We start from the raw sequence: 24,195 nt of genomic DNA on the forward strand, positions 1-24,195 counted from the left end.
GGGACCGGCCTCAGGCCGCGCGCTCGGCCGGCGGCGCGACCTCGCCGAGGATCTGGGTGATGACCTGGTCGACGGTGATGTTCGCGAACTGCGCCTCCGCGGTGAGCAGCAGGCGGTGGCACAGCACGGGGTTCGACAGCATCTTGATGTCGTCGGGGATGACGTGGGTGCGGCCCTGGCTGGCGGCCCACGTCTTGGCGCACCGGACGAACGCGAGGCAGCCGCGCACCGACATGCCGAGCTTGACCGACACGTGCCGGCGGGAGGCCTCGGCGATCTGCGAGACGTAGGCGAGGATCGCCGGGTCGACGTGGACCTCGTCGGCCAACGCCGCCATGTCGCTGACCACGCTGCTCGTGACGACCGCCGACAGGGTGCCCGCCCGGTCACGGACCTTGGCGTTGGCGAGGACGGCGACGGTGGCCTCGAGGTCGGGGTACCCCAGCGACGTCTTCATGAGGAAGCGGTCGAGCTGGGCCTCGGGGAGGCGGTAGGTGCCGGCCTGCTCGATGGGGTTCTGGGTGGCGATGACCATGAACGGCTTGCCCGCCTCGTGGCGCACGCCGTCGACGGTGATGTGCGCCTCCTCCATCACCTCGAGCAGCGCCGACTGGGTCTTCGGCGAGGCGCGGTTGATCTCGTCCGCGAGGACGATGTTCGCGAAGATCGGGCCCGGGTGGAAGTCGAACTTCTGGCTGCTCGGGTCGTAGATCGTCACCCCGGTGACGTCGCTGGGCAGCAGGTCCGGCGTGAACTGGATGCGGCTGTTGCTGCCCTGCACCGTCCCCGCGAGGGCGCGCGCCAGCTGGGTCTTGCCGGTGCCCGGGAAGTCCTCGAGCAGGATGTGCCCCTCGGACAGCATGCAGGTCAGGGCCAGCCGGATGACGTGGTCCTTGCCGAGCACGGCCTTCTCGACGTTCTGCACCATCTGGGTGAACGCCTGCTCGAACCACTGGGCCTGCTCTTGGGTGACGGTCATGGAGTGCGGTGCCTTTCGTTGCTGCGCGGGGCTGCTGGGTGGGTGGGGTGCAGGACCCCCGTATGGCGCGGGGTCACCAGCTCGCTGCCGGTGACGTGCGGTCGGCTCCGGGGCCACCGCTGAGGCGGACCTTCATCGTGCCGCCGTTGACGGCGGAGACGCAGGTGCCGCCCCAGTCGTAGCTGGACCCGCCGCTGCGGACCCGGAGCCGCTCGGTCGAGGTGTACGACCCGTTCTTGGAGTGGATGCAGGTCACGGTCCAGGTCGATCCGGCCGGGAAGTTGGAGATGGAGAACCGCACCTGCGGGCACCCGGGGGGTGAGGCGCAGGAGCCGCTGGCGTTGGGGGGCACGGTCTTGGAGCCCTTCGTGGGCTTGCTCACCGACGGCGAGGGCGGCGGCTTGGCGGTGCGGCCGTTGATCGTCGTCCACGCGCTCCACCGACCCGTCGAGTCCTTCATCCGGACCCGGGCCGAGTGGGCGCTGTCGTACGCGCCATACGTGAACTTCACCGACCGGGCACCGGAGCCGAGGTTCTTGGTCGTCCCCGCGCTGGAGGCCTGGAAGGCCGCGATGGCTCGGCCGTTGAGGCGCTGCGACCAGGTGTAGGTGATGGTCTTGCCGGAGGCGGACGAGCCGCGGGACGTCGGGGCGTAGGGCGTGCCGTAGGGGCTGACGTTGCCGCTCAGCGGCGACCAGTCCGACCAGGCGGTGCCGTTGAAGACCCGCACCCGGATGCGCTGGCCGGCGGTGGTGCCCAGCCCGCTCGTCGTGAACGCCTTCGTGGAGTTCTCCGCGCACCCGCAGCTGACGAACCCGCTGGCGATGACGGCGCCACCGTTGCGCGACTCCCACTCCAGGCGGGAGAACGCGCTGGACCGCGAGTCGCCCAGTGGTGCCTGCACGTCCGCCGTCTTGTCCGGCCGGGGCGTCGAGGCCGACGGAGCGCCGGGCGTGGCCGGCTGGCCGACGGAGGAGAACGAGCGCGTGTTCGCCTTGGCCGACTCCTTGTTCGCGCCGTTGGTCGCGGTCACGGTGTACGTGTAGGTGCGGCCGTCGTAGGGCAGGTTGGAGTCGGTGTAGTACCGCTGGCCGGGCGGCGTCGTGCCCAGCTGGGTCCAGGCGCCGGACCCGACCCGGCGGTAGACGGTGTAGCGCAGCAGCGACGGGCCGTTCGGGGAGACGGCGTTCCACGTGATGCGGACGTTGGTGTTGTCGTACCCCGCGGCGGGTGCCCGCGAGCTCACGTCGGTGATGGTGACGGCCGGCGGGGTGCCGGCGGACTGCAGCTCGACGGCCGGCCCGAACGGCCCCGCGCCGAGGTCGTTGCGGGCGCGCACCGAGACGGCCTGCTTGTGGTTGTTGGTCAGGCCGGACATCGAGGCACGGACCCCGGGGGCCGCGACCGTCCGCGTCCGGATCGCCCCGGTCGTCGTGTCCTGGAACCGGACGATGTAGGAGCGGACGTCGCTGCCCTTCTTCGCCGGCGGGTTCCAGGTGACCGTGAGGGTGCCGTCGCCGCGGCTCACCTGACGCACGCCGGTGACCGGGTTGGGCAGGGTGTCGGGCTTGACCGGTCCGACCTCGGGGCTGCGGGGGCTGTCGCCGACGCCGTTGGTGGCCAGGACGCTGAAGTAGTAGGGCTTGCCGTCCTCCAGGCCGCCGATCGTGCAGGGCGAGGCGCTGCAGCGCTGGGACTTCGCCCCGGGTCCGCGACCCGTCACCGTGTACGAGGTGATGGGGCTGCCACCGTCATAGGTGGGCGGGTTCCACGAGACACGGGCGGTGCCGCCGTTGACCCGGTCGGCCACGGCGCGCACTCCACCCGGGGCGAGCGGCTTGCCGAGGACGCTGATGCTGCCGCGGCCGACGGCGTTGCGCCCCGGCCCGTCGGACACGGACACCGCGACCGATCCGCTGCCCGACGACTCACCCGACGCCTGGATCGTCACGGTGCAGCCTGTGACGCTGGCGGTCAGGCCCTTGCCGCTCTCGATCCGGGCGGAGTTGACGGTGCAGGACGGCTTGTCCAGCGGTGAGTCGAGGTAGGACCTCAGGTCGACCGTGGCCGAGGACCCGGCCTTGAGCCCGGTGACCGAGAACGGCCGCATGCGCGGCGGTGGTGCCACCGGCAACGGGTCGCCCTTCGCGTCCACGGCAGCCTTGGCCGGGTCGGCCGACAGGCCGAGGACGTTGACGCGGACGAACGAGTCCTCACCACCCTTGGGCCGGATGCGTACCCGTCCCTTGGTGCTGCTCGGGGCGTCGCGGCCGGCCTTGAGCGCCACCTGGCGCCCTCCCTGGCCCTCCTGGTCGAGGCTGACCCCGGGTGACTCCGGCTGCCACTGGGCCTCGAAGCCCACACCGTCCAGGGACAGCCCCGGCGGCAGCCAGGCGTGGCACAGGGTGGGGATGTCGAGGGTGCGCTGCCGGCCGCCCGCGACGAGCGAGACGGCGAAGTCGGGACACGTGAGCAGCGGGACCTTGGGGCCGATCTGCACCGGGATGGAGACGTAGGCGGTGCGGAAGTCCTTCTGCTGCACGTTCTCCTGGTCGGTGACCTCGAGCATCACCGCACCCGGCCCGACGTACCCGCCGGAGGAGGTGAGGGTCAGCGAGTTCTTGCCGTCGTTGGAGACCTCGAGCTTGTCGGACGGCGAGGCGCTGAGGGTGTCCGGCGTGGTGATGCCGACGACCCGGGCGCGGGGCGACTTCACGTAGTCCGCGATCGCGACGGTCTTGCTCGAGTCGCGGTCCATCTCGATGAGCGCCCCGTTGACGACGAAGGGGTCGCCGTTGTCGCCGGTCGGCACGTAGATCAGCGCCATCGCCGTCTGGCCGTCCTCGTCGGTGATGACGTACGGCACGGTGTGCGGGTGGTCGAGCACCGTGACGCGGACCTGGCGGCCACCCGGCTCGACCGATGCGTCGGTCGACAGGACCGAGACCACCTTAAGCTGCTCGTTGTCGCCGTCCACGTCCCGGTCGTTGGCGAGGACGTCGACCAGGGCCGTCGTCTCGTCGCCCTTCGGCTTGGCCACGTCGTCGACCGCGACGGGCCGGTTCTTCCAGCCGGCGACGGGCACGACGGTGATGCTCGACTTCGACGGGTCGAACACGCCGTTGTCGATGCCGTAGGTGAGGTGCTGCTGGCCGGCCGAGACCGGCGGGACGACCGTGCGGAACGTGCTCGCCTTCGCGTCGATCTTCCACTTCGACAGCGACGCCGAGGGGTTGAGGTCCCGGTAGAGCAGGTCGACGGAGTCCCCGCGGGCGATGAGGTCGTTCTCGGTGGGGTCGAGCGTGACCGTCTTGCCGGGTGCCGCCCTGACCACGTCCTCGACGGCGACCGGGGGCTGGGGGTCGCCCGGTGCGACCACACCGATCCGGACGAACCCGGTGCTCTCGCCACCGAACCGGTCGGCCACGGTGTAGTTGAGCACCTCGGTCCCCGCGGACCGGGGGTACGCCTCGTACTTGATCGTCGAGGCGCCGAACCCGGTGACGCGACCGAGGCTGAGGTTGATGGCCTCGCCGTCGGCGCTGGAGATCCCCTGGACCGTGACCGTGTCACCGTCCGGGTCGACCCCGGAGGTCGGGATGGTGATCGTCAGCGGCTCGCCGGCGACGACGCTCGCCGAGAAGCTGCGGGCGACCGGCGACTGGTTGGGGTTGGTGGCGCCCGGCAGCGGCTTGACCGTCACCGAGACACGGCCGGAGCGCGCCTTGGACGGGTCGCCGATGGGGTACGCCGAGTACTCGATCGTCACGACCTTCTCGACGGTGACCGGGGTGGTCGGGTCGGGTACGTAGCGCACGAGGTTGCCCGACGCGAAGGCGTTCTGCGGCTCGCCCTTGGTCAGCACCTTGACCGAGTCGGGGTCGAGGACGAGCGGGATCCCCTCGGCCATCGAGTCGTTGTCGAGCACGGGGATGCTCACCGTGTCCTGCGCCCGGACGACGGCCGTGTCGTCCTGGATGATCGGCAGCGCCTTGGGATCGGTCGGTCGCTGGGTCACCGTCAGCTCCCCGGTGGTGGACTTGCGACCGTCGCTGATCGTGTACCGGACCGTGCCGGTGCGCGGCTTGGTGCCGCCGGTGAACGGGTCCAGCGCCTCGACGCGGACCCAGCGCCCCTGGTAGATCGTCGGGCGCAGCCAGCTGTTGTCGCTGTCCACCGCCACGCTGCGGGTGGCCAGCACGTCGGCCCGCGGCGAGTAGTCGTTGGCGAGGACGTCCGCCATGACGGGCGTCTGGTCGCGCACCGTCGCGGAGTCGGGCACCGCGACCGGTGGGGCGTCGGGGTCGGGGTCGTCGATGAGGTCGATGCGGATCCGTCCGGGGGCGACCCCCTGGCCGACCTGCGCGGCATACGTGAGCTCGAAGGTGCCCTTGGTCGCACCGGTGATCGTCACGACGCCGGTGTCGAGGTCGCTGACCACGCTGAGCGACCCCTGGGGGCGCACGTCCGTGGCGAGGCGCATCTTCGCGTCGGGGTCCTCGGGGTCGGCGCCGGCGATGTCGTTGCCGAGCGGCTCGATCTGCAGGGGCTTGCCGACGACGCCGCGCACGACGTCGGGCTGGGTGCTCGGCGCGCGGAACGTGTTGCCGTCGCCGAGCACAGCGAGCGTCACCTTGCCGGGTGTGACACCGCGGCGTCCGTCGTCGACGGTGTAGGGCACCGACTGCGACCCGGCCTTGTCACGGGCCTGCACGACCAGCCGGCCGAGCCCGTCGACGAGGCTGTCGCCGTCGCCCGGCTGGGCGGTGACCTGGTCGTTCTCGGGGTCGCGCCAGTCGCCGATGACGGTCACCGGGATGCGTCCCCCGGAGACGACCGGGTATGCCGTCGTGGCCAGGGTCGCGCTGCCCTCACGCAGGAAGGGGGGCGAGTTCACGTCGTCGGCGACCACGGTGACGGTGACCGTGGCCCGGGGGTGGGCGGAGGCGACCCCGTTGTTGACCTGGTAGGAGAACGAGAACGAGGTGGTCCCGGGGTCGGCCGGCACCGACACGTCGACGGACTGCCCGTCGCCGGACACCGTCGCGGTGACGCCGCCGGCGTCCGGCTGGGTGATCTCACCGGGGGCGATCGCGAGGATCGAGCCCGGGGTGTCGGTGTCGTTGTCGAGGACGTGCAGCTTGGACGTGCGGCCGGCGCGGACCTTGAGGTTGTCGGGCTCGGCCTTGGGGGGCTGCGGCGTCGTCGTGTCGTCGACGACGTTCTTGTCCTTGTCGTCGTTGTTGTCGTCGGTCTTGCTCGGCGGGATGACCGAGTCCCAGTTGTCGATCTTCAGCGGCTTGGAGTCGAGGTCCCACGCGTCGCCGGTGTCGAGGTCGTTGAGGACGATGAGGTTGCGGTTGGTGCGCAGCGCCATGCCGTCGCGCAGCGGGACGTCACCCGGCTTGTCGAGCGTCCCGGCCGTGACGGTCTGGCCCTGGCCGCAGTTGGCGCCGTAGTAGGCCCGGTCGGTCTGGGCCCACGCGGCGTGGACGCAGTCCCCGAGGCGCACCGGTCGGGACACCTTCGGGCGTTCGGCACCCGGGCCGACCTGGCTCGGGAGGCGGACCCCGGCCTGGCCGGGTGCGCCGTCGAGCCCGATCACCTTGAGCTCCGTGGTGGTCTCGAGGGCCACGGAGTCGGCCTTCGGACCGGGCTGCTGCAGCGCGGCGTACGCCATCCCGCCGAGGCGGTCGGCGCCCCCGGCGACGGGCTTCTCGAGGCCCTCGGCGAAGACCTGGTCCTCGACGGGGTTGTAGACGACCCACCGGGTGCCGACCGCGGTGATGTCGACGGCGCTGGCGGTGAGCCCGATCTTCTCGGTGACCGGGGCGCCGAAGGAGTCGCCGGCGGCGGGCACGGAGACGACCTTGCCGGTCGCGGCCGAGACGACGTGGACTCCGCCCGAGGTGTCGACGGCCATGGCGGCGATGCCGCCGGCGGTGGCCAGCGGCTTCGCGGAGGTCGTCAGCGTCAGCCCCGACAGCGGTTTGGCCGGGTCGACGCGCTGGGCCCACACCTTGCCCGTCTTCGGGTCGACCATGGCCAGCGTGCCACCGCGCAGGTCGCCGGTCGCCGGGACGAACTCCTTGCCCACGGGCTTGGCCTTCTGCGGCAGCTGCACCGGTGCGGTCGAGTCGATCCGACCGGTGATCGGGTCGATGGGCACGAGCTGGTTGCCGGTGGTCAGGATGCCGCCGACCGCGGCGCCGTCCTGGACGACGTCGAGCCCGGCACCGGGGGTGACGTTGGCCTGGATGCCGGCGTCGAACTGTCGCGCCGCCTTGTTCATCCGGGCGAACTGGCTGTAGTTGGTCGCCGAGACCCAGACCCCGCCGTCGTTGAGGTCGGCCTCGTGCACGGTCTCCCCGCGGGAGTGGACGGCGAAGAACGTCAGGCTCGACGCCGCCACTGCGACGACGACCCCCGATGCCACTCCTGCGCGCCGGCGTGCGACCGGACTCATCTGACTACTGCCCCCGTGATGGTGGTGGTTGCGGTGCTGCCGGCTCGTCGTGGTCGATCGCGTCCAGCAGTGCGAGGTCGCCCTCGGTCACCAGTCGGGTCGACAGGGCGTGCTCGACCAGCCGCGCCTTGCGGTTGCTCGCGAGCTTCCCCGGCCCCCCGTGCAGTCCACGAGTACCAGCATCGGCGAGCTTTTGACAGACATTGTCCAGTTTTCGGTTGAACTTCGTGACCTTCCAGCCGAGGCGGGCGGCGGCATCGGCCGACGACGGGATCTGGCCGGGCGCGGCATACGAACGCCGGAGCAGGCCCTCGCACAGGGCGACCATGAGCAGCTTCTGGTCGGGGGTGAAGGTGACCCGACCGACGGTGGTCTCCCCCGTGCTGTCGGTCTCGGCGTCCTCGCTGCCCGTCGCCGTGAAGGCCGGGGTGTCGACGATGATGTCGAAGTCGTACGTGGTCGGGCCGGCCGTGAACCACACGGTGAACCGCTCGAGCGCGAGCGGGATCCGGGCGCCGGGGTTGAGCCAGGCCTGGAACAGCCCCTTCTTGTCGGCGACCGTGGCCGTCAGCGTGGTGCCGACGTTGGTGAGCCACCACAGGCCGCCGTCCTCGACGACCTGCAGGAAGCTGCGGTGCAGGAACGGGTTGTCGTCGATCTCGACGTCACCGGTGCGCCCGATGGTGAGCGGGGTGCCCCTGACGGCGACGAACTCCTCGCCACAGAACTCCACGGTGATGCTGCCGGTGCTCACTTGGCCCTCCCACAGACGGGTGTCGAGTACTCCGAGGTCAGGCCCTCGCGGCTGACCTTGACCTGGCCGCAGACCTGGGTGCCGGCGGCGGCCTTCGCCGTGAACGTCGACCGGGCGAGCGGGGCGCCGTCGACCGCCGTGCCCAGGCCGCCCGTGGTCGCCGCGGTGCGGACGAAGAACCGGTCCGGCTTCTCCGGGGCGAGGTACTGCCACGCGAACGCCACGCCACCGGACACCCCTCGCGCCTCGAGGGTCGGGGTGCTCGGCACGGACAGGGCGACGTCGCCGCTCTGGCTGGCGACCGTCTTCGGCGTGTCCTTCGGGGAGTCGTTCCCGCCGCCGAACACCACGGAGATCCCCACGACGACGGCGACCACGGCGACGGCGATCGCGGCGAGCGTGACCGCCGGGTTGCGGGACGAGGTCGCCGCCGCAGGCTCCTCGCTCGCCGGGGTGCGCGTGCCGAGCCGGTCGCGGCTCACCGTGCCCGCCACGTCGACGTCGTCCACCAACGGGTGCTCGTATGCCGCGTGCGACGCCGGCCCCGCCACCCCCTGGGCGCCGTTCACGGCGACCGTGCCACCCACGCTGCGCGGTCGAGCGGGCGCCGGGGTCTGGCCCTGCACGGACTGAGGAGCGCGGACGCGAGTGCGGTCGTCGTCGGCGTCCGGTGACGGTCCGCTCTGGTCGGCGAGGGTGGTCTGGCCCTGCTCGTCGAGGACGACGATGGCGGTGCGGGTGAACCGCTGCTCCTGCTCGATCTCCTGCAGCGAGCGGGCGAACGCGATCGCACTCTGCGGCCGGGCCGCCGGGTCCTTGGCCATCGCCTGGGTGAGCAGCCGCTCGAGCGAGACCGGCACGTCGGCGCGACCGGTGGCCGGGACCGGGGAGGTGCGGATGCGGGGCATCAGGCCGTAGGCCGAGTTGTCACCACCGGGGATCTCGAACGGCGAGCGCCCGACGAGCAGCTGCCACAGCGTCGCGGAGAGCGAGTAGACGTCGGCGCGGGCGTCACCGTTCGACTGACCGAAGAGCACCTCAGGGGGTGCCCACGGGACGCTGACGCCCACGTCGTCCTCGTCGTCCTCCGCCGCACCGTGGCCGAGCTGTCCGGCGATGCCGAAGTCGGTGAGGCCGGGGGCGCCGTACTGGCTGACCAGCACGTTCGCCGGCTTGATGTCGCGGTGCGTGATGCCCGCCCGGTGGGCCGTCTCGACGGCGCTGGCGAGCTGGATCCCGGTGCGCAGGACCTCCTCGACGCTGAGCCGCTCGTTGCGCGAGCGCAGCGCGAGGTTCGGCGGCGGGTAGTACTTCATGACCAGGTAGGGCCGGCCGTCGAGCGAGGTGCCGGACCGGAAGACCTGGACGATGTAGGGGTGGTCGGCGAGCTGGGCCATGGTGTCGGCCTCGTCGCGGAACTGGCGGCGGATCGCGTCGGTGATGCCCTCGCCCTTGAGCACCTTGACCGCGACCCGCATCCGGGGCATCTGCTGCTCGTACAGGTAGACGTCGGCGTACCCACCCGTGCCGACGAGCTCGCGGTAGACCAGGCCGTCGAGCTCGGGTGGGGCGGCCACCGTCACGAGGGCACCTCGTAGGTGAAGGTGACCTCGTCGGCCATGCCGACGACCGTGCCCGGCTCGATGACCTGGCTGTCGCTCGGCCGGAGCCGCACCGGCTGCTGGCCGGGCAGGGCCACGGTGGTGCCGTTGGTCGAGCCGAGGTCGCGCACCAGGACGTGCCAACCCTCCAGCACGATCTCGACGTGGTTGCGCGAGATGTCGTTGTCGCGGCTGACCACGCGCACCAGGTGCGGCCGCTGGGCGGCGGGCAGGTCGGCGTTGACCTTCGGGGCGCGGCCGAGCAGCACCCCGCGGTCGAGCGTCACGACGTCACCGGTCGACAGCCGGATCGTGCCGAGCGGCGGCCGAGGCGTCTGGAACGGTTGCTGCGGCGGGATCTCCCGCTCGCACACCCGGCAGCTGCTCGCGTGCGGCGGGCTCGGGTGCCCGGCCGGGCAGAGCACCGCCAGGACGATGGGGCCCCTCGGTATGGAGCCGGTCGCCGTCATCGGCAGGCTCGCCCGGTCGACGGTGGCCTCGTCGGCCTCCGGGGCGGGCGGCGGCGTCGTGTGCTGCGGGGCAGCGGTGTCCTCGGGTGCGGCGGCCGGCGGCACTGCGGGCGGCGGTACGGCAGGCGCCTGAACCGCGGGCGGCGGCACGGCGGCCGTGTGGCCGGGGGTGCCGCGTCGGCCGGGCATCTCACCGGCGGCGCGGGCGGTCTGAGTGTCGGAGACGGCGGGCGGTTCCGGTGCCGGGGTCGGCTGCGCCGGTGGCGGGGTCGGCTGCGCCGGCGGCGTCACGGGCGGGGCAGGAGGCGTGGGCATCGGGGCCGGCGGGGACACCGGGGGAACCGGCATCGCGGTGGTCGCCGGGGCCGGAGGTTCGTCGGAGGGTGCGACGTTGCTCCCGCCACGGCGCCACGGGACGGACTCGATCAGCCCACCGCCTGCCGCCGGTCGGCTGCCCTCGTCGGTGCCGCGGGTCGGTGCTGCGGGCGCCGACGGCGTCGCCTGCGACGGCGGAGCGGGTGCGGGTGAGGGTCGCCCGGCCTGGGTGTGCTGCGGCGGGGGGAGCGTGTGGTCGGCCGGCGGCGGGGTCACCCCGGCCGCCTCCTCCATCGGCGCGCGGCCGATGGGCGGCTCCTGGAGGGTGCCGGTGTCGTGGTTGGGCAGGAACGGCGGTGTGCCGGTCGAGCCTGGTGCCCCGAACAGGTAGTCGTACCCGGGGACCTCCTGGACCACGGGCGCGGCATCGCCGGTACCTCCGTCCGCGGGGTCGCCGGCGGTGGCCGGGGGCGGCCCGCCGCGACGCAGGCGGGCCGGAACCTGCCAGCCCTGCACGCCACCGGGCGAGCTGAGGCGGCCGTCGGGCAGACCCGGCGCGTCCTCGGCAGCCGGCTCGTCCTCGGCCGCGGGGGTCACCTCGCCGGAGTGCAGGACGAGCTCGGTCGACCCCTCGGGGGCGTCCTCGTCGGCCCAGGGACCCCGGCCCGCGGCGCGGATCTCGACCGCGTCGTCCTGACCGTCCTCGCCGGGCACGACGGCATACGCGGTGCCGCGGGCGACGACGCGCACGGGGTCACCGTCCTGGACGGCCACGAAGTCGGGGGCGGTGCGGACGCCGTCGCGGGTCAGGGCGTCGAGCAGGTCGTCGAGCCCACCGGCGACGGCGGCCTCGCAGACGCGCACGACCACCGCGTCGGTGGCCTCTCCCCGCACGAGGGCGAACAGACCTCCAGCCGAGATGGCGCACCATCCCGGCTGGTCGGGGTCGGCGAAGCGGACCAGGGTCATGCCGAGGACCTCGTGACCTCGCTGCGGGGAGCGGTGTCGACCTCGTCGTCGCCGTCGTCCTCGCGACGGTCCAGCGCCACGACGACCACGCTGACGTTGTCGCGACCACCGGCGGCCACGGCGGCGTCGACCAGCGCGACGGCGGCCTCCTGCGGGTCCTCGTGCTCGCCCAGCAGCGTGGCGATCTGGTCGTCGGAGAGCTCGCCGTTGAGGCCGTCGGAGCAGACGAGGAAGCGTTCGCCGACCTGCGGCGGGAACACCCAGAGGTCCACGGCGGGCATGGAGTCGGAGCCCAAGGACCGGGTCACGACGTTGCGCAGGGGGTGGCGGGCCGCCTCGGCCTCGGTGATGAGGCCGGCGTCGACGAGCTCACGGACCTCGGAGTGGTCGACGGTGACCATGCGCAGGCGGCCGTCGACATAGCGGTAGACGCGGGAGTCGCCGACGTTGAACACCGCCCAGTGCGTCGAGCCCCCGGCGGAGACGACGGCCAGGCCCGCGGCCGTGGTGCCCATGCCGGTCTGCTCCGGGTGCCGGGCGACCGAGCGCAGGATCTGCGCGTTGGACTCGGCGAGCGCGGCGACGACGTCGTCGCGGACGAGCACGACGCGTTCGGCCAGGCCGCGCAGGCCGTCGACGACGATGCCGCTGGCGACCTCGCCGGCTGCGTGCCCACCCATCCCGTCGGCGACGGCGAAGACCGCCCCCTCCGCGACGAGGTCGTCCTCGTTGTGGCCGCGCACCCGGCCGATGTCGGTGGCCGACCCGGCGCGCAGGGTGAGGCCGGAGACCGTCACCGGGGTGCTGGTCACCTGGTCACCCGCACGGTCTGCATGAGCTCCTGGATGGTGCCGTACTCCGCCTCGACCTCGGGCCCACCCACCGATCCGGTGACCTGGATGAGGTCGACGACCTGCCCGCGGCGCGCACCGGCGAACAGGTGCGCCTGCACGACGTCACCGACCTTGTCGTCGGTCCACGACACGTTGACCCCGACGAACGGCACCTGGTCGATCTCCACCTCGAACGGCTCGTCCATCTCGCCGTCGGGCCGCTCGGTCACGAACGCCTTGAGCTCGGCCAGCGCCCGCCCGATGGTGAACTCGGCCGACCTGGTGAACCCGCGCACGACGAGGTTGGGGGCGAAGCTGCCGCCCTCCTCCGCCCGGCGCGCGGCGAGCAGCGTCCCGGGGACCCGCACCGGGGACCAGCCGTCGGGGATGTCGACGGTGACCGACGGCGGGCCGGGGAACTGCTCGCTCGGGTACTTCAGGGTGGGCATCAGGGCCTTTCGGGGACGCAGTGACCAACGACTGCACCGGGCAAGGCTAGATGGGGTGGAGCCCGTCCCCCATGGGGAGAACTCCCCATGGCCGCCCTGCCGACGCAGCCGGGGCAAGGCTCCCACAGGTGGGCAAACCGGGAAACCTCACCGAGCAGACCCTCCCGTATGCCGCCGGGCGGGCTCCGTCAGCCTTGCCGCTGCCGCGATCAGCCGCGGGTGGGACCGGGGTTCGCGGTGAAGGTCGGGATGATCGGCGGCGGCTCGGTCGGCGCTGGGTCCGTCGCCGGTGGTGGCGTCGAGGAGCTCGACGACGAGGTCGTGCTGGCCGGCGGCGGGGGTGCCGAGGACGAGGAGGACGACGAGGACGGCGAGGGGAACAGCGTCGACGAGGATGTCGTGGACGGCGCCGGGAGGGTGGTGGTCGGGGCCGGGTCGGGCAGGCGGATGGTGCCGCCCAGCAGCCGGAACACGGTCTCGCCCCACAGGGCGTCGCCGCGGGCGTTCAGCACCTCGGGGTCGGCCGCCGAGACGTAGGCGTTGGGGTCACCCGTGCCGATGAACGCCTTGGCGACGTCCAGCGTCCGCAGCTTCTTCGACGCGGCCCAGGCGGCGACGGCGGTGCGCACCTTCTTGTCCTGGTCGTCCCGGGTCGGCGGCTGGAGGGTGACGAGGATGCTGGCCGACGGGTAGGCGGTCTGCACGGCCGAGGCGACGTTCTGCAGGTGCTTCTTGACGTTGCCGGTCGAGTTGTTGCGCCCGTAGTTGAGGATGACGATGTCCGGCGTGGTGGGCACGAGGAACGGCACCCGCTTGGTCGCGTAGTCGGCGGTGGCGTCGGCGCGGCTGCCGTTGAAGACGACGGTGGGCGGGCCGGCCGTGCCGAACGACGTCTTGATCGTGTAGGTCGTCGGGTCGGCCGGGTTGAGCCGGTTGAGGGTGACCTTGCGGTCCTGCGCGAGGAGCTTGCTGAAGGCCGTGACCCACTCGGACTCGCCGTCGCTGGTCTGGTCGCCGAGCACGGCGATGGTCACCTTGGCGTCGGAGGCGAGCAGCGCCTCGGGCGTGCGCGGCGTCGGCGCGGTGGTCGTCGTGCTCGTCGTCGGTCGCTGCGTCGTCGTGGTCGTCGTCTTGCTCGGGGTCTTGATCACCGGCGACGGGTCGGCGATCGTGGGACGCCCGGTCGTCAGGAGGACGACGCCGACGACGAGGCCGACGTTGACGACGACGGCGAGGAGACCGAGCCAGATGTCGGTCCCCCTGAAGCGATGCATTCGGACATTGTGCCGCACGGCGTGCTGTCTCCCGAACTGACGCGTGTCGCCGACGGGCGGCGCGTGGACGGCCCTGACCAGCATGTCCGTTATGTTGACGGTGACCTCGCGCGCCGGGGAGCGTGCCGGGCAGCGCCCGGCGACCCCGCCGCATACCCGCTCCGTCCCCCTGAGGAGACCATGCCCGGCGCCGGCACCCGCGGATCCTCGTCCTCCGGTGCGAGGCGGGTCGTGGCCGACGCCCGCAGGGCGGTGTGGCACCTGCGGCACGGTGGCACGGAGCAGGTCCGCCGCTGGTGGCAGCGACGCGCACTGGACGACCGGCGGCCCCGGGGGAGCATCCGCCTCACCGGTGACGGGACCCTCGAGGTGCCGCCGTGGCCGCTGCCGGAACGCGCACCGCGACGTCCTGACCTGCGGGTCGGCGTCATCCTCGACGACTTCACGTCGCTGGCACTGGGGTACGAGTGGGACCAGGTGGCGCTGCACCCCGACCGCTGGCGCGACCAGGTGGACTCGCCCCGGCTCGACCTGCTGTTCGTCGAGTCGGCGTGGCACGGCAACGGGGACGCGTGGCAGTACCACCTGACGGGGACGTCGGCGCCGCGGCCGGCGATCGCCGAGCTCGTGCAGTGGTGCCGCGACCACGGGGTGCCGACGGTGTTCTGGAACAAGGAGGACCCGGTCCACTACGAGGACTTCCTCGACACGGCCCGGCTGTTCGACCACGTCTGGACCACCGACTCCGACCGGGTCCCCGACTACCACCGCGACCTCGGGCACGAACGCGTCGGCGTGCTGCCGTTCGCCGCCCAGCAGACGCTGCACAACCCGATCCGGCCCGTCGACGGCCACCAGAGCCGCGACATCGGGTTCGGCGGGATGTACTTCGCGCACAAGTACCCCGAGCGCCGCGAGCAGATGGACCTGCTGCTCGGCGCGGCCGACGCGGTGTCGTCACGGATGACCACGGGGCTCGAGATCTTCTCGCGCTACCTCGGGGGCGACGAGCGCTACCAGTTCCCGGCTCCGCTGGACCAGCGCGTGGTCGGCTCGCTGGACTACCCACGGATGCTCACCGCCTACCGGGCCTACAAGGTCTTCCTCAACGTGAACTCGGTCGTCGGGTCGCCGAGCATGTGCGCCCGGCGGATCTTCGAGATCACCGCGTGCGGCACCCCGGTCGTGTCGACACCGAGCCGGGCCATCGGCGAGTTCTTCCCCGCCGACGAGGTGCTCCAGGTGGCCACCTCGGAGGAGGCCGGCTGGACGCTGCGCGCCCTGGTCAACAGCCCCGAGCTGCGCGACCGGACGGTGCACACCGCCCAGCGCCGGATCTGGGAGTCGCACACGTACACGCGCCGCCTCGACGCGGTCCTGTCCGCGGCAGGGCTCGCCTCCGGCTCGTCCGCCGCGCGGCTGCCGTCGGTCAGCGCCCTCGTCTCCACGAACCGCCCCCAGCAGGTCGACCACGTGCTCGCCACCGTCGCCGCCCAGCGCGGCGTGGACGTCGAGCTGGTCCTGCTCACGCACGGGTTCGAGCCCTCCGCGGACCTCGCCGCCCGTGCCGCCGAGCTCGGGCTGCGCCTCACCCTCCTGCACGAACCCGCCGGCACCACCCTCGGGGGCTGCCTCAACCGCCTCGTCGGGGCCGCGTCCGGTGACGTCGTGGCCAAGATGGACGACGACGACCTGTATGGCGCGGACTACCTGCGCGACCAGCTGCACGCCCTCGACTACTCCGGGGCGGACGTCGTGGGCAAGCAGGCGCACCACATGTACCTCGAGGCCCTGGACGTCACCATCCTGCGGTTCCCCGAGCGCGAGCACCGGTTCACCGACCTCGTCATGGGGCCGACCATCGTGGCCCGCCGGGAGGTCGCCCTCGCCCACCCGTTCGCCGACGTGTGGCGAGGGGAGGACACCGGCTTCCTGCGCGACGTGGCGGCCGCCGGCCTGTCCATCTACTCGTCCGACCGGTTCAACTTCGTCCAGATGCGGCATACTTCGGTCCGCCACACCTGGGAAGCCACATCAGCGGAACTGCTGGCAAACGCACGCGTCCTGTCCTTCGGCCGGTGCGATGCGCACATCATGATCTAAATGTTGGGAGCCCACCCGTGAGTACCAAGACTGTGGCCGTCATCGGCCTCGGCTACATCGGCCTGCCCACCGCGGCGATCCTGGCCAGTAACGGCGTGAAGGTCATCGGCGTCGACGTCAGCGACCGCCACGTGGACGCGGTGAACCGCGGCGAGGTCCCCTTCGTGGAGCCCGACCTGGCGACCCACGTGGCCGGCGCAGTGAGCCAGGGAATGCTTTCTGCCCAGAAGGACACACCCCAGGCCAACACCTACATCGTCGCCGTTCCGACCCCCTTCAAGGACGGGTATGCCGCCGACCTGAGCTACATCGAGGCGGCCACGGACGCGATCATCCCGCAGCTGCGTGGCGGTGAGCTCATCATCCTCGAGTCCACCTCTCCTCCCGGTGCCACCGAGCACATGGCCCAGCGGGTGCTGGAGGCGCGGCCCGACCTGTCCCTCGACGGTTCGTCGGAACGCCCGGTGGTGCACTTCGCGCACTGCCCGGAGCGGGTGCTTCCTGGCCGCGTGATGATCGAGCTCGTCACCAACGACCGCATCATCGGCGGCCTGACCACCGAAGCCGCAGAGCGGGCCCGGGACCTCTACCAGGTGTTCTGCCACGCCGAGCTGCACCTCACGGACGCCACGACGGCCGAGATGGCCAAGCTGACCGAGAACTCCTACCGCGACGTGAACATCGCGTTCGCCAACGAGCTGTCGATCATTGCCGACAAGATCGGGATCGACGTCTTCGAGCTCATCGAGCTCGCAAACAAGCACCCCCGCGTCAACATCCTCCAGCCTGGTCCCGGGGTGGGCGGTCACTGCATCGCCGTCGACCCTTGGTTCATCGTCAGCGCCGTGCCGGAGGAGGCTCGCCTCATCCGCACCGCCCGCGAGGTCAACGACAACAAGCCGGAGTACGTGCTGACAAAGGTCAAGGACCGCGCCGACCGCTTCAAGGAGCCGGTGATCGCCGCCCTGGGGCTGGCGTTCAAGCCCGACATCGACGACCTGCGCGAGTCCCCGGCCCTCGAGATCACCAAGCAGCTGGCCCAACGTCACCCTGGGGCCCGCGTCCTTGCCATCGAGCCCAACATCGACGCCCTGCCGGCGTCCCTGTCAGCTCTGCCGAACGTCGAGCTCGCCGAGACCCGGGCCGGGATCGCTGCCGCGGACATCATCGTGCTGCTGGTCGACCACCGGGAGTTCCGCCACGTCGATCGTCGCCTGCTCAACGAGAAGGCCGTCATCGACACAAGAGGCCTCTGGCGCTGAGTTCTGGCTCTGAGGGCCTCCCAGAGAGACGACGACGTAGAAGGAATGAGCATGCACCCGGACAACGGCGCCGTTCAGCAGCGCCCTCTTGCCTCCACTACCTTCGTGCAGGGCGACATCGAGTTCGATGTGCAGGGCTTCGAGGGCGACCACATCCTGGGAACCATCGCTGCTTCCGGCGACTTCTACGAGCGCATGTTCCTTGACGCGCTCGCGAAGTTCGTTGCTCCCGGGGACGTCGTCGTCGACGCGGGTGCCAACATCGGCAACCACACGCTCTACTTCGCCCGGATGTGCGAGGCGAAGGTCGTTGCGTACGAAGCCTTCGCTCCAACGGTCGAGGTGCTCGAACGTAATGTCACGGTCAACCTGGCGAAGGACTCGGTAACCATTCGACCTGTTGCCCTCGGTGCGGCCGCGGGGTTTGCGGAGGTGGTCGACCTGGACTGGACCAACGTCGGCTCAACGACCTTTCGTGCCGCGGAATCCGGAGTCGAGGTGGTCCGGCTCGATGACGCTGACCTGCCGGGGCGCGTCGTCCTGCTCAAGGTCGATGTCGAAGGCATGGATGCGGACGTCCTGCGGGGAGCCACCGAACTCATCGATCGGGACCGGCCGGTCATCACATGCGAAGCAGGGACGGTCGAGCACGAGCGGCTGCTCGACTCGGTCGCTGCCGACCTCGGTTACACGTACCTCGCGCGGTACAACGCGACTTCGACGTTCATCCTGCTCCCCGCCCGGTCAGATCTGGAGCGTGTCGTCGTGCAGAGACACCTCGCGACGATGACCTCCTCGGCACACCTCGGTGTCCGCGACCTCTACTACCGGGTCCGCCTCCTACGGGAAGCCGCCGAGGCCGACAAGGACTCCCGCGCCTGACCCGTCAGATACCGCGGACCATCTCCGTGAACTGCTCCACGAACGCGCCCAGCGCATACTCGCGCTCGACGAAGGCCAAGCCGTCTTGGCGATAGGCATCGAACGCCGCGACATCCCGAAGGTCGAGGAGTTGCTGGACGATGGCCTTGACGTCGGGGAGTACATAGCTCTTCGGGTAGATGTACTCGACGCCTCCCCATGGGAGGAACACGGCGGCGTTTCCCGCGGCGAAGGCCTCTGCGGGAGCGACGTGGAAGCTCTCGAAGTCGCTCAACGACAGGACGAAGCCGTAGCGACACAACTCCGAGGCCGTGTCCACCCAACCTCGGTGCTCCACGGCGTCTGACATGCCGTGGTCGAGGATGAACTGCTGACAAGACTGGTAGTAGGCCGCTTCGGCGGGGTTGTTGATCACCCAAGGCAGCTCCTGAGGACTCTTCCCGAAGGTCGTGAGGGTGTAGCGGTCATCCTCCTCACGAAGCCCGGCGAGCAGCTCGAGGGCCTTCAGGTATCCCTTCCTGGCGGGGAGGATCCCCACCATGGCCAGGTTGAAAACCCGCTCAGGAGCGTCCGAGCGCCGGTAGGACTCGACCTCGATGAAGTTCGGGATGACGCGCGTCTGGGCACGCGAGATGGCAGGAAAGGTCCGCAGCATGTCCTCCGTCGTTGGAACCGAGACACCGAAGAAGCGATCCACCCTCGCGTGGTCGATCTCATGGCCGAACTCACGGGTCATCTCGAACAGGTGAGTTCGGACGACAAGCCGCTGGTCCTTGTTCTTGTTCCGCGCGTACCAGACGGCATTGCCCAGCAACCACTCACCGAGGATCACGTCGGCCCAGGCCAGGAGCGACTTGCTCTTGGCCGCGTCATGCATGTCATGCCCGGTCCAGGGATCGAACTTCACCTGGAAATGCTCGGACAGCGCCGGTGCGGCTCCCTCGATGAATTTGAGGTCGTACCCGGCGATGAGCAGACGGGGCTTTATGGCGTGGGTGAAGGCTTCCCAGTCCCCTGCAAGAGCGTGCTCGACCAACGCCGTGAGCTTGGCATTCAGGGTGTAGGCGCGAACTACTTTCTCGAATCTGCGGAGGAAGGCGACGAGCTCTTCAAAAGCCGGGAGGTCGAGCGTGCCGTCGTGAAAGCGCTGCAGGTTGGACAGCGCCGTCTGGAGTGCGACCTGGCCACGGATCGCCATGTACTCGATTCCGTGCGGCATCAGCAGGTCGGACACTCGCGACCACACCGCGAGATGGTTTCGTAGCTCGCGAGCACCGTAGCGCTGCGTCGACGACGCACCAAAGTCGACGGCAGCGCGGTAGACGAACAACGGTTCCTCGAGATGGTCAATTCGCTCAGCAACAGCAAGAACTTCCGCCAGCAAGACGCTGTCCTCACCCATTCTCAGCGTTGCATCCCAAGAGATGCCGTGATCTCGAAAGAGACGCGTCCGCACCAGTCCCGGAACGGTTGTACTGGTGCGGCCGAAGATGGCCTCGATACGTTCGGCACGGGTGACGTCATCTTCGAATCTGCTGAGGACATTCATCAGACGGAGAGAGGTCTCGCCGCGATCAACGAGAAGTGCTCCACGAAGAATGTCGAGGTCGTCCTCCTCCGCCACGGCGAGATAGTGCTCGACCGCGCCCGGCAAGAACTCGTCGTCGGCGTCCAAGAAGCACACGTAAGCGCCATGGGCACGTGCCACACCGACGTTGCGCGGTGTTGACGGGGAACCACTGTTGTCGACCAGCACCTGAACCTCCCACCCCGAGTGCTCGGCACATGCGGCGTGCAGCATCTCCGCGGTGGCGTCGGTGGAGGCATCGTCGACGAAGATGACCTCGAGCTCCCCCGGAGCGAAGGCGATTCGACTGAGGGACGCCAGACAGCGGCCCAGCTTGGATTCGACGTTGTACGTCGGGATGACGATGGTCAGGCGTGGTGCCGAGGTGGCAGCCGAGGTCGTGGGAGCTTCAGGTGAGGGCATCGGATCCTCAGATCAAGTAGTACGTATCGGGCTTGCCGCCCACGAGTGTCTGCACCAGGTCCTCCGGGGTCAGCGCAACGTGCGTCGGCGGTGCACCGTTGCCTTGGGTGCGCGTGTATCGCTGACTGATGTCGTCCGCAATAGCCAAGGGCTTCGGGGCGTACTGGCCATGGAGGACAACCCTGTCGATCAGGTCTCGCGTGAGGGATGCCAAGTCGTGGGTCATGAGCACGGTGTCGATCCCGTGGAGGTTCAGGGAGCTTCCGTGCTGGACGAGGCGAGCATCCACGACGCGGACCGAACCACGGTTCCAGCGACGGTAGTACCCACGGACATCGATCTGGTCGACTCCCTCGCCGAGAACGAGAAGAAGGCCGGCTGTGTGACTTGCCAGGAACGGGTAGTGACGTACGGCCACATCACCCTCCTCCTGGCTGTTGACCATGACGGCGACGACTGGGCGGTTCTCGGGCACCGAATAGGGCACGCCCGCGATGTCCAACACTTGACGTGCGCGGTGGGCGTACGTGTGCCGTTCGAGCACCTGCTTCAGCGCCCTCTCGCGCAGTTCATCGACCTCGTGCGACGACAACTTCCGCAACCGCTCGGGGTCGCGGTCAACGAAGACGACCGTGTCGCCGAACATCTCCTGCATCCCTGCGGAGTAGTTGCTCAATACGAGGGTGTTGCTCGACATCAACTCGAACACCCGACGAGCAAACATGGACTTGGAGCCGACCTCGGTGTTGATGTTCAGACCGAAACGACTGCTCTTGTACAGATCTGCCAGTTCTCGGTGCGTCACAGCAGGATGCAGGAGCTGCTGGTAGCGATCAGGGAACTGGTGGTTGGGGTCGACGTCCCCGTGGTGGCGGTTTCGAACGTGCACGTGGTGCCCGGCGTCGATCAGGCCGTCGAAGATCTCCTCCATGGCCCGGCTTCGCTCAGGGTGCTGCCGATACCAGCTGCCGGCGAAGACGACCTCATCGGTCCTCGGCTGAGTCTCGATGGGGTTGAAGTGCTTGGGCTGCGTGGCGAACGGCAGGCAGTGGACGTCCCGGTGACCGTAGTCGTCGCGGTACCTTTCGACGCACTCGATGGCAGTGGTGAGAATGTGGTCGAAGAGCAACGCGGTCTTGACGAAGTCATGCTGGCGGTCGGGGTAGTGCGACGGGTCCTCCTTGTTCCAGAAGACCGTGGGGATGCCCCTCTCCCGGCAGTACTCGATGATCCCGAAGAGTTCGTGTCGGTTCTCCCGCGGGAAGTTCTTGCTCGCATACACGCGACCCCGCCAAGGCCGGGACACCGGGTCGGGCCCGGTCCAGGCCGACTCGCAGAAGAAGAGGTCCGGCGGCGAGGCTTCTAGCTGCTCACGCCAGGTGCCCGGATCGAGCGGTAAGAGGTCGAACTCGGGGTCGAAGCTGTTGTACGTGAATTCGTCGCAGACGATGGCGACCCGGATGTCGGTGGGCGGTCGTAGGGGACCTCGGCGCTGCGGACGTCCGACCCTTCCCCGAAACATCAGGGTCGCGTGACGCCGCACTTCCAGCGCTCCCGAGGGCGCTCCCCAGCGCTCGACGTGAACGACCCCTGTGGTTGCAGACAGAGGGGGTTGGAGAAGGCACAAGTTGGGAGAGTCTGAAGCGTTCTTCAGGTAGCGAAACTCGCCCCGTTGCTGGTTGATCGAGATTCTGCCGCGGCTCGGCACGAGATTACCCTGCGCGTCGAACCACCGCACGGACAAGAGGGCCGGCGGCCGGGTGGAGCCGTTCGGCGCCGTGAGACGGATACGGACGTCGAGGACGAAGTCCTGACCACCGATGACAGGAAAGGAGACGGGCGGCGTGGCGTTGGTGTGTTGCCAAGAGCTGCGAGCGGATGGTGAGAGGTCGATCTCGGTCGGCACAGGCGAGGATGGCTTTTCCACCGGCGTGACCGGCACCTCGCGCGCCACAACGGCATTGCGTACCAGGATGTCATGGCGCGAGCCCTCCCAGGGCACCAGCGTGACCGTCAAATTCCGGGTACCTAACGGAGGATTGATGGTCAGCGAGTCAGACCCTGGAGCCGCCACGTACCGGAATGGGCCGAACTTGCGAGAGAGCAGCCAGTCGCTAGGCGCTGGCAGGGGCCGCCCTTGTGCGTCGTCAAAACGCACGGAGGCGACGAGCGCCTTGCTCCTCACCTCGCTCCCGGCACCGTCCTTGGTCGTGATGTCCATTGCGATATCCAGCGCGACCCCCTCCAGATTCACAGGAAGGTGAAAACTGATCCCGTCCTCAGGCACAGAGATGAGGTCGGGCCCGGTTCGCGAGTCATCGAAGTAGATATCACTGCTGGTCACAGGGTCTCTGGACCCCCTCACAGGGCTAGGCGTGCAGGTCAAGGGCGTATCTCCCGGCCGAATTAGGCCAAAAGGAACACGCTGGAATCTAGGATGGCAGACGCCTCAGCGAAGTAGTAATCCTGACTGGAGCCCGTATGTGGGACGCGATCCGCGACAGCCTGCCGACAGACTCGGCGCGCCAAACTTCAGCGACAGACCTAGCGTCGAAGGTGGGTCCGACCTTGCACGATGGCGCCCTCGTGGTCGACGTCGGTTGTGGTTCCGGGGTGTCGCTCGACCTGTTCAGTAATGCGGCACCAACGAGCACCTGGGTTGGCGTCGACATCGAGGACTCCCCGGAGGTTCGTGCGAGGACCCGGGACGACGGAGAGTTTCGCACGTTCGACGGCGTCAACCTTCCCTTCGACGACGCTTCGGTTGATCTCGTCTACAGCCGACAGGTTTTGGAACATGTCCGGCATCCCGAACCCCTTCTCCGTGACATCTGCCGAGTCATGAAGCCGGGAGCCGTCTTCATCGGCTCGACCTCGCACTTGGAGCCGTACCACTCATTGAGCCTATGGAACTACACCCCCGTCGGGTTCAAGGTCATCGTCGAGGACGCGGGACTGCGCCTGCAGGAAATCCGGCCCGGAATCGACGGCATCGCCCTCATCAAGCGCGCCTACATGCGAGAACCGGAGATGAACTCGTGGTTCAGCGGCGAGTCTCCGTTGAACCAGGAGATCGACGACTGGGCTCGGGCGGGGGGGCACGGCCCGTCCGCGACCGCCTATCGCAAGCTCGCGTTCTGCGGACAGTTCGCCTTCTGGATCGTTAAGGACAACCCAGAGTCGCACTCAAACTCTTGACGAGCCCTCGGCTAAGGCCTTTCCGCGAGCGCCCGCAGGGTTTCGCGGTAGAGGGGCTCTGCGTAGTGGAACGGCGATGGGCCCCATCGGTGGTCAGGGTCGGTGACAAAGAGCCCCGCGTCGTAGTCGATCCGCCGTACCCCGAGCTCATCGATCCGTTGATAGATCTCCCTAAGGGAGGCGTTGTGTCGGTCGATGTACTCGGGGTGCGGCAGCCCGTCGCCCTCTGTGGTCTTCTCCGACCACAGCACGGCGTTCACCAGGATGCGCTCCATGGGGAAGCTATGGAGGAGGCTCGCCAGCCCGGCCTCGACACGCTCGTAGTAGGCCGCACTACCCACCCGGATCCGATCACCCGACTCGCTCCGCATGCCACAGGTGCGTGCCTCCGGCGAGTCCGTGACCCACGAGTCGTCATGGCGCACCAACTCCAGCCGCTCGTCAATGAAGTCCACGAGTAGCGTCTCCGCGTCGGTCGCCATGAGAATGGAGGGGAGACCTTTCTCCCAGTCGAGCTGAACCATCCGACGCTGGAAGGGCGACGTGTTCAGGTTGAAGTCCATACCGAGCATCGGAGTTGGCCGTGGCGCGAACGCACTGCCCAGAGCCGACCTGGCGACATAGTCCACCATGGGGGCGCACCCGGGACC

15 protein-coding genes are annotated in these 24,195 nt (G+C 69.6%); 4 read left to right on the top strand and 11 right to left on the bottom strand.

Features of this window, described 5'->3' with window-relative positions; translation table 11 throughout:
* Positions 1-10 precede the first annotated feature (10 nt).
* From ASC58_RS12040 to ASC58_RS12075, 8 genes are all read right to left on the bottom strand, one after another.
* Positions 11-979: a MoxR family ATPase gene (locus ASC58_RS12040; protein WP_056916122.1), complete on the bottom strand. Its 969-nt coding sequence runs from the start codon at positions 977-979 to the stop codon at positions 11-13.
* A 73-nt stretch (positions 980-1,052) separates the two neighbouring features.
* Positions 1,053-7,445 (bottom strand): fibronectin type III domain-containing protein, encoded by a 6,393-nt coding sequence (locus tag ASC58_RS21865; protein ID WP_157598471.1) that lies wholly within the window; start codon positions 7,443-7,445, stop codon positions 1,053-1,055.
* A gap of 4 nt (positions 7,446-7,449) precedes the next feature.
* Entirely contained in the window at positions 7,450-8,199 is a 750-nt protein-coding gene (locus ASC58_RS12050) for a hypothetical protein (protein WP_056919447.1), read from the bottom strand.
* Complete coding sequence (locus ASC58_RS12055) at positions 8,196-9,776, bottom strand: serine/threonine-protein kinase (RefSeq protein WP_235529208.1); 1,581 nt, start codon at positions 9,774-9,776, stop codon at positions 8,196-8,198. The genes ASC58_RS12050 and ASC58_RS12055 overlap by 4 nt, the downstream gene beginning before the upstream one ends.
* Before the next feature lie 2 nt (positions 9,777-9,778).
* Positions 9,779-11,554: an FHA domain-containing protein gene (locus tag ASC58_RS12060; RefSeq protein WP_056919448.1), complete on the bottom strand. Its 1,776-nt coding sequence runs from the start codon at positions 11,552-11,554 to the stop codon at positions 9,779-9,781.
* The gene (locus ASC58_RS12065; RefSeq protein ID WP_235529209.1) at positions 11,551-12,366 is read right to left on the bottom strand and encodes a PP2C family serine/threonine-protein phosphatase; all 816 of its coding nucleotides are present in this window, start codon (positions 12,364-12,366) and stop codon (positions 11,551-11,553) included. The genes ASC58_RS12060 and ASC58_RS12065 overlap by 4 nt, the downstream gene beginning before the upstream one ends.
* Complete coding sequence (locus ASC58_RS12070; RefSeq protein WP_056916117.1) at positions 12,363-12,836, bottom strand: hypothetical protein; 474 nt, start codon at positions 12,834-12,836, stop codon at positions 12,363-12,365. Before ASC58_RS12070 ends, ASC58_RS12065 begins: the two co-directional genes overlap by 4 nt.
* 209 nt (positions 12,837-13,045) lie before the next feature.
* Complete coding sequence (locus tag ASC58_RS12075) at positions 13,046-14,110, bottom strand: SGNH/GDSL hydrolase family protein (protein WP_056919449.1); 1,065 nt, start codon at positions 14,108-14,110, stop codon at positions 13,046-13,048.
* 180 nt (positions 14,111-14,290) lie between these two features.
* Here ASC58_RS12075 and ASC58_RS12080 point away from each other — a divergent pair, with 180 nt between their 5' ends.
* Genes ASC58_RS12080 through ASC58_RS12090 form a run of 3 tightly spaced genes read left to right on the top strand, consistent with a single transcriptional unit; the run spans position 14,291 to position 18,357 of the window.
* Positions 14,291-16,213, top strand: a complete 1,923-nt coding sequence (locus ASC58_RS12080) for a glycosyltransferase (protein ID WP_082553237.1) — start codon at positions 14,291-14,293, stop codon at positions 16,211-16,213.
* A gap of 17 nt (positions 16,214-16,230) precedes the next feature.
* The gene (gene wecC / locus ASC58_RS12085; RefSeq protein ID WP_056916115.1) at positions 16,231-17,475 is read left to right on the top strand and encodes a UDP-N-acetyl-D-mannosamine dehydrogenase; all 1,245 of its coding nucleotides are present in this window, start codon (positions 16,231-16,233) and stop codon (positions 17,473-17,475) included.
* A gap of 51 nt (positions 17,476-17,526) precedes the next feature.
* Positions 17,527-18,357 (top strand): FkbM family methyltransferase, encoded by an 831-nt coding sequence (locus tag ASC58_RS12090; RefSeq protein ID WP_162246848.1) that lies wholly within the window; start codon positions 17,527-17,529, stop codon positions 18,355-18,357.
* A gap of 4 nt (positions 18,358-18,361) precedes the next feature.
* Here the strand turns inward: ASC58_RS12090 and ASC58_RS12095 are convergent, their stop codons facing one another.
* Positions 18,362-20,347, bottom strand: a complete 1,986-nt coding sequence (locus tag ASC58_RS12095; protein ID WP_056919451.1) for a glycosyltransferase — start codon at positions 20,345-20,347, stop codon at positions 18,362-18,364.
* Between the two features lie 7 nt (positions 20,348-20,354).
* The gene (locus ASC58_RS12100; protein ID WP_056919452.1) at positions 20,355-22,691 is read right to left on the bottom strand and encodes a glycosyltransferase; all 2,337 of its coding nucleotides are present in this window, start codon (positions 22,689-22,691) and stop codon (positions 20,355-20,357) included.
* 137 nt (positions 22,692-22,828) lie between these two features.
* Here ASC58_RS12100 and ASC58_RS12105 point away from each other — a divergent pair, with 137 nt between their 5' ends.
* Positions 22,829-23,545: a class I SAM-dependent methyltransferase gene (locus ASC58_RS12105; RefSeq protein WP_056919453.1), complete on the top strand. Its 717-nt coding sequence runs from the start codon at positions 22,829-22,831 to the stop codon at positions 23,543-23,545.
* Between the two features lie 11 nt (positions 23,546-23,556).
* On the opposite strand, the gene ASC58_RS12110 is transcribed toward ASC58_RS12105, so the two are convergent.
* A complete protein-coding gene (locus ASC58_RS12110; protein ID WP_056919454.1) occupies positions 23,557-24,177 on the bottom strand; it encodes a DUF6270 domain-containing protein in 621 nt (206 codons plus the stop codon).
* Between the last annotated feature and the right edge of the window lie 18 nt (positions 24,178-24,195).

The organism is Phycicoccus sp. Root101 (genome assembly GCF_001426245.1).
Lineage (GTDB): Bacteria > Actinomycetota > Actinomycetes > Actinomycetales > Dermatophilaceae > Pedococcus.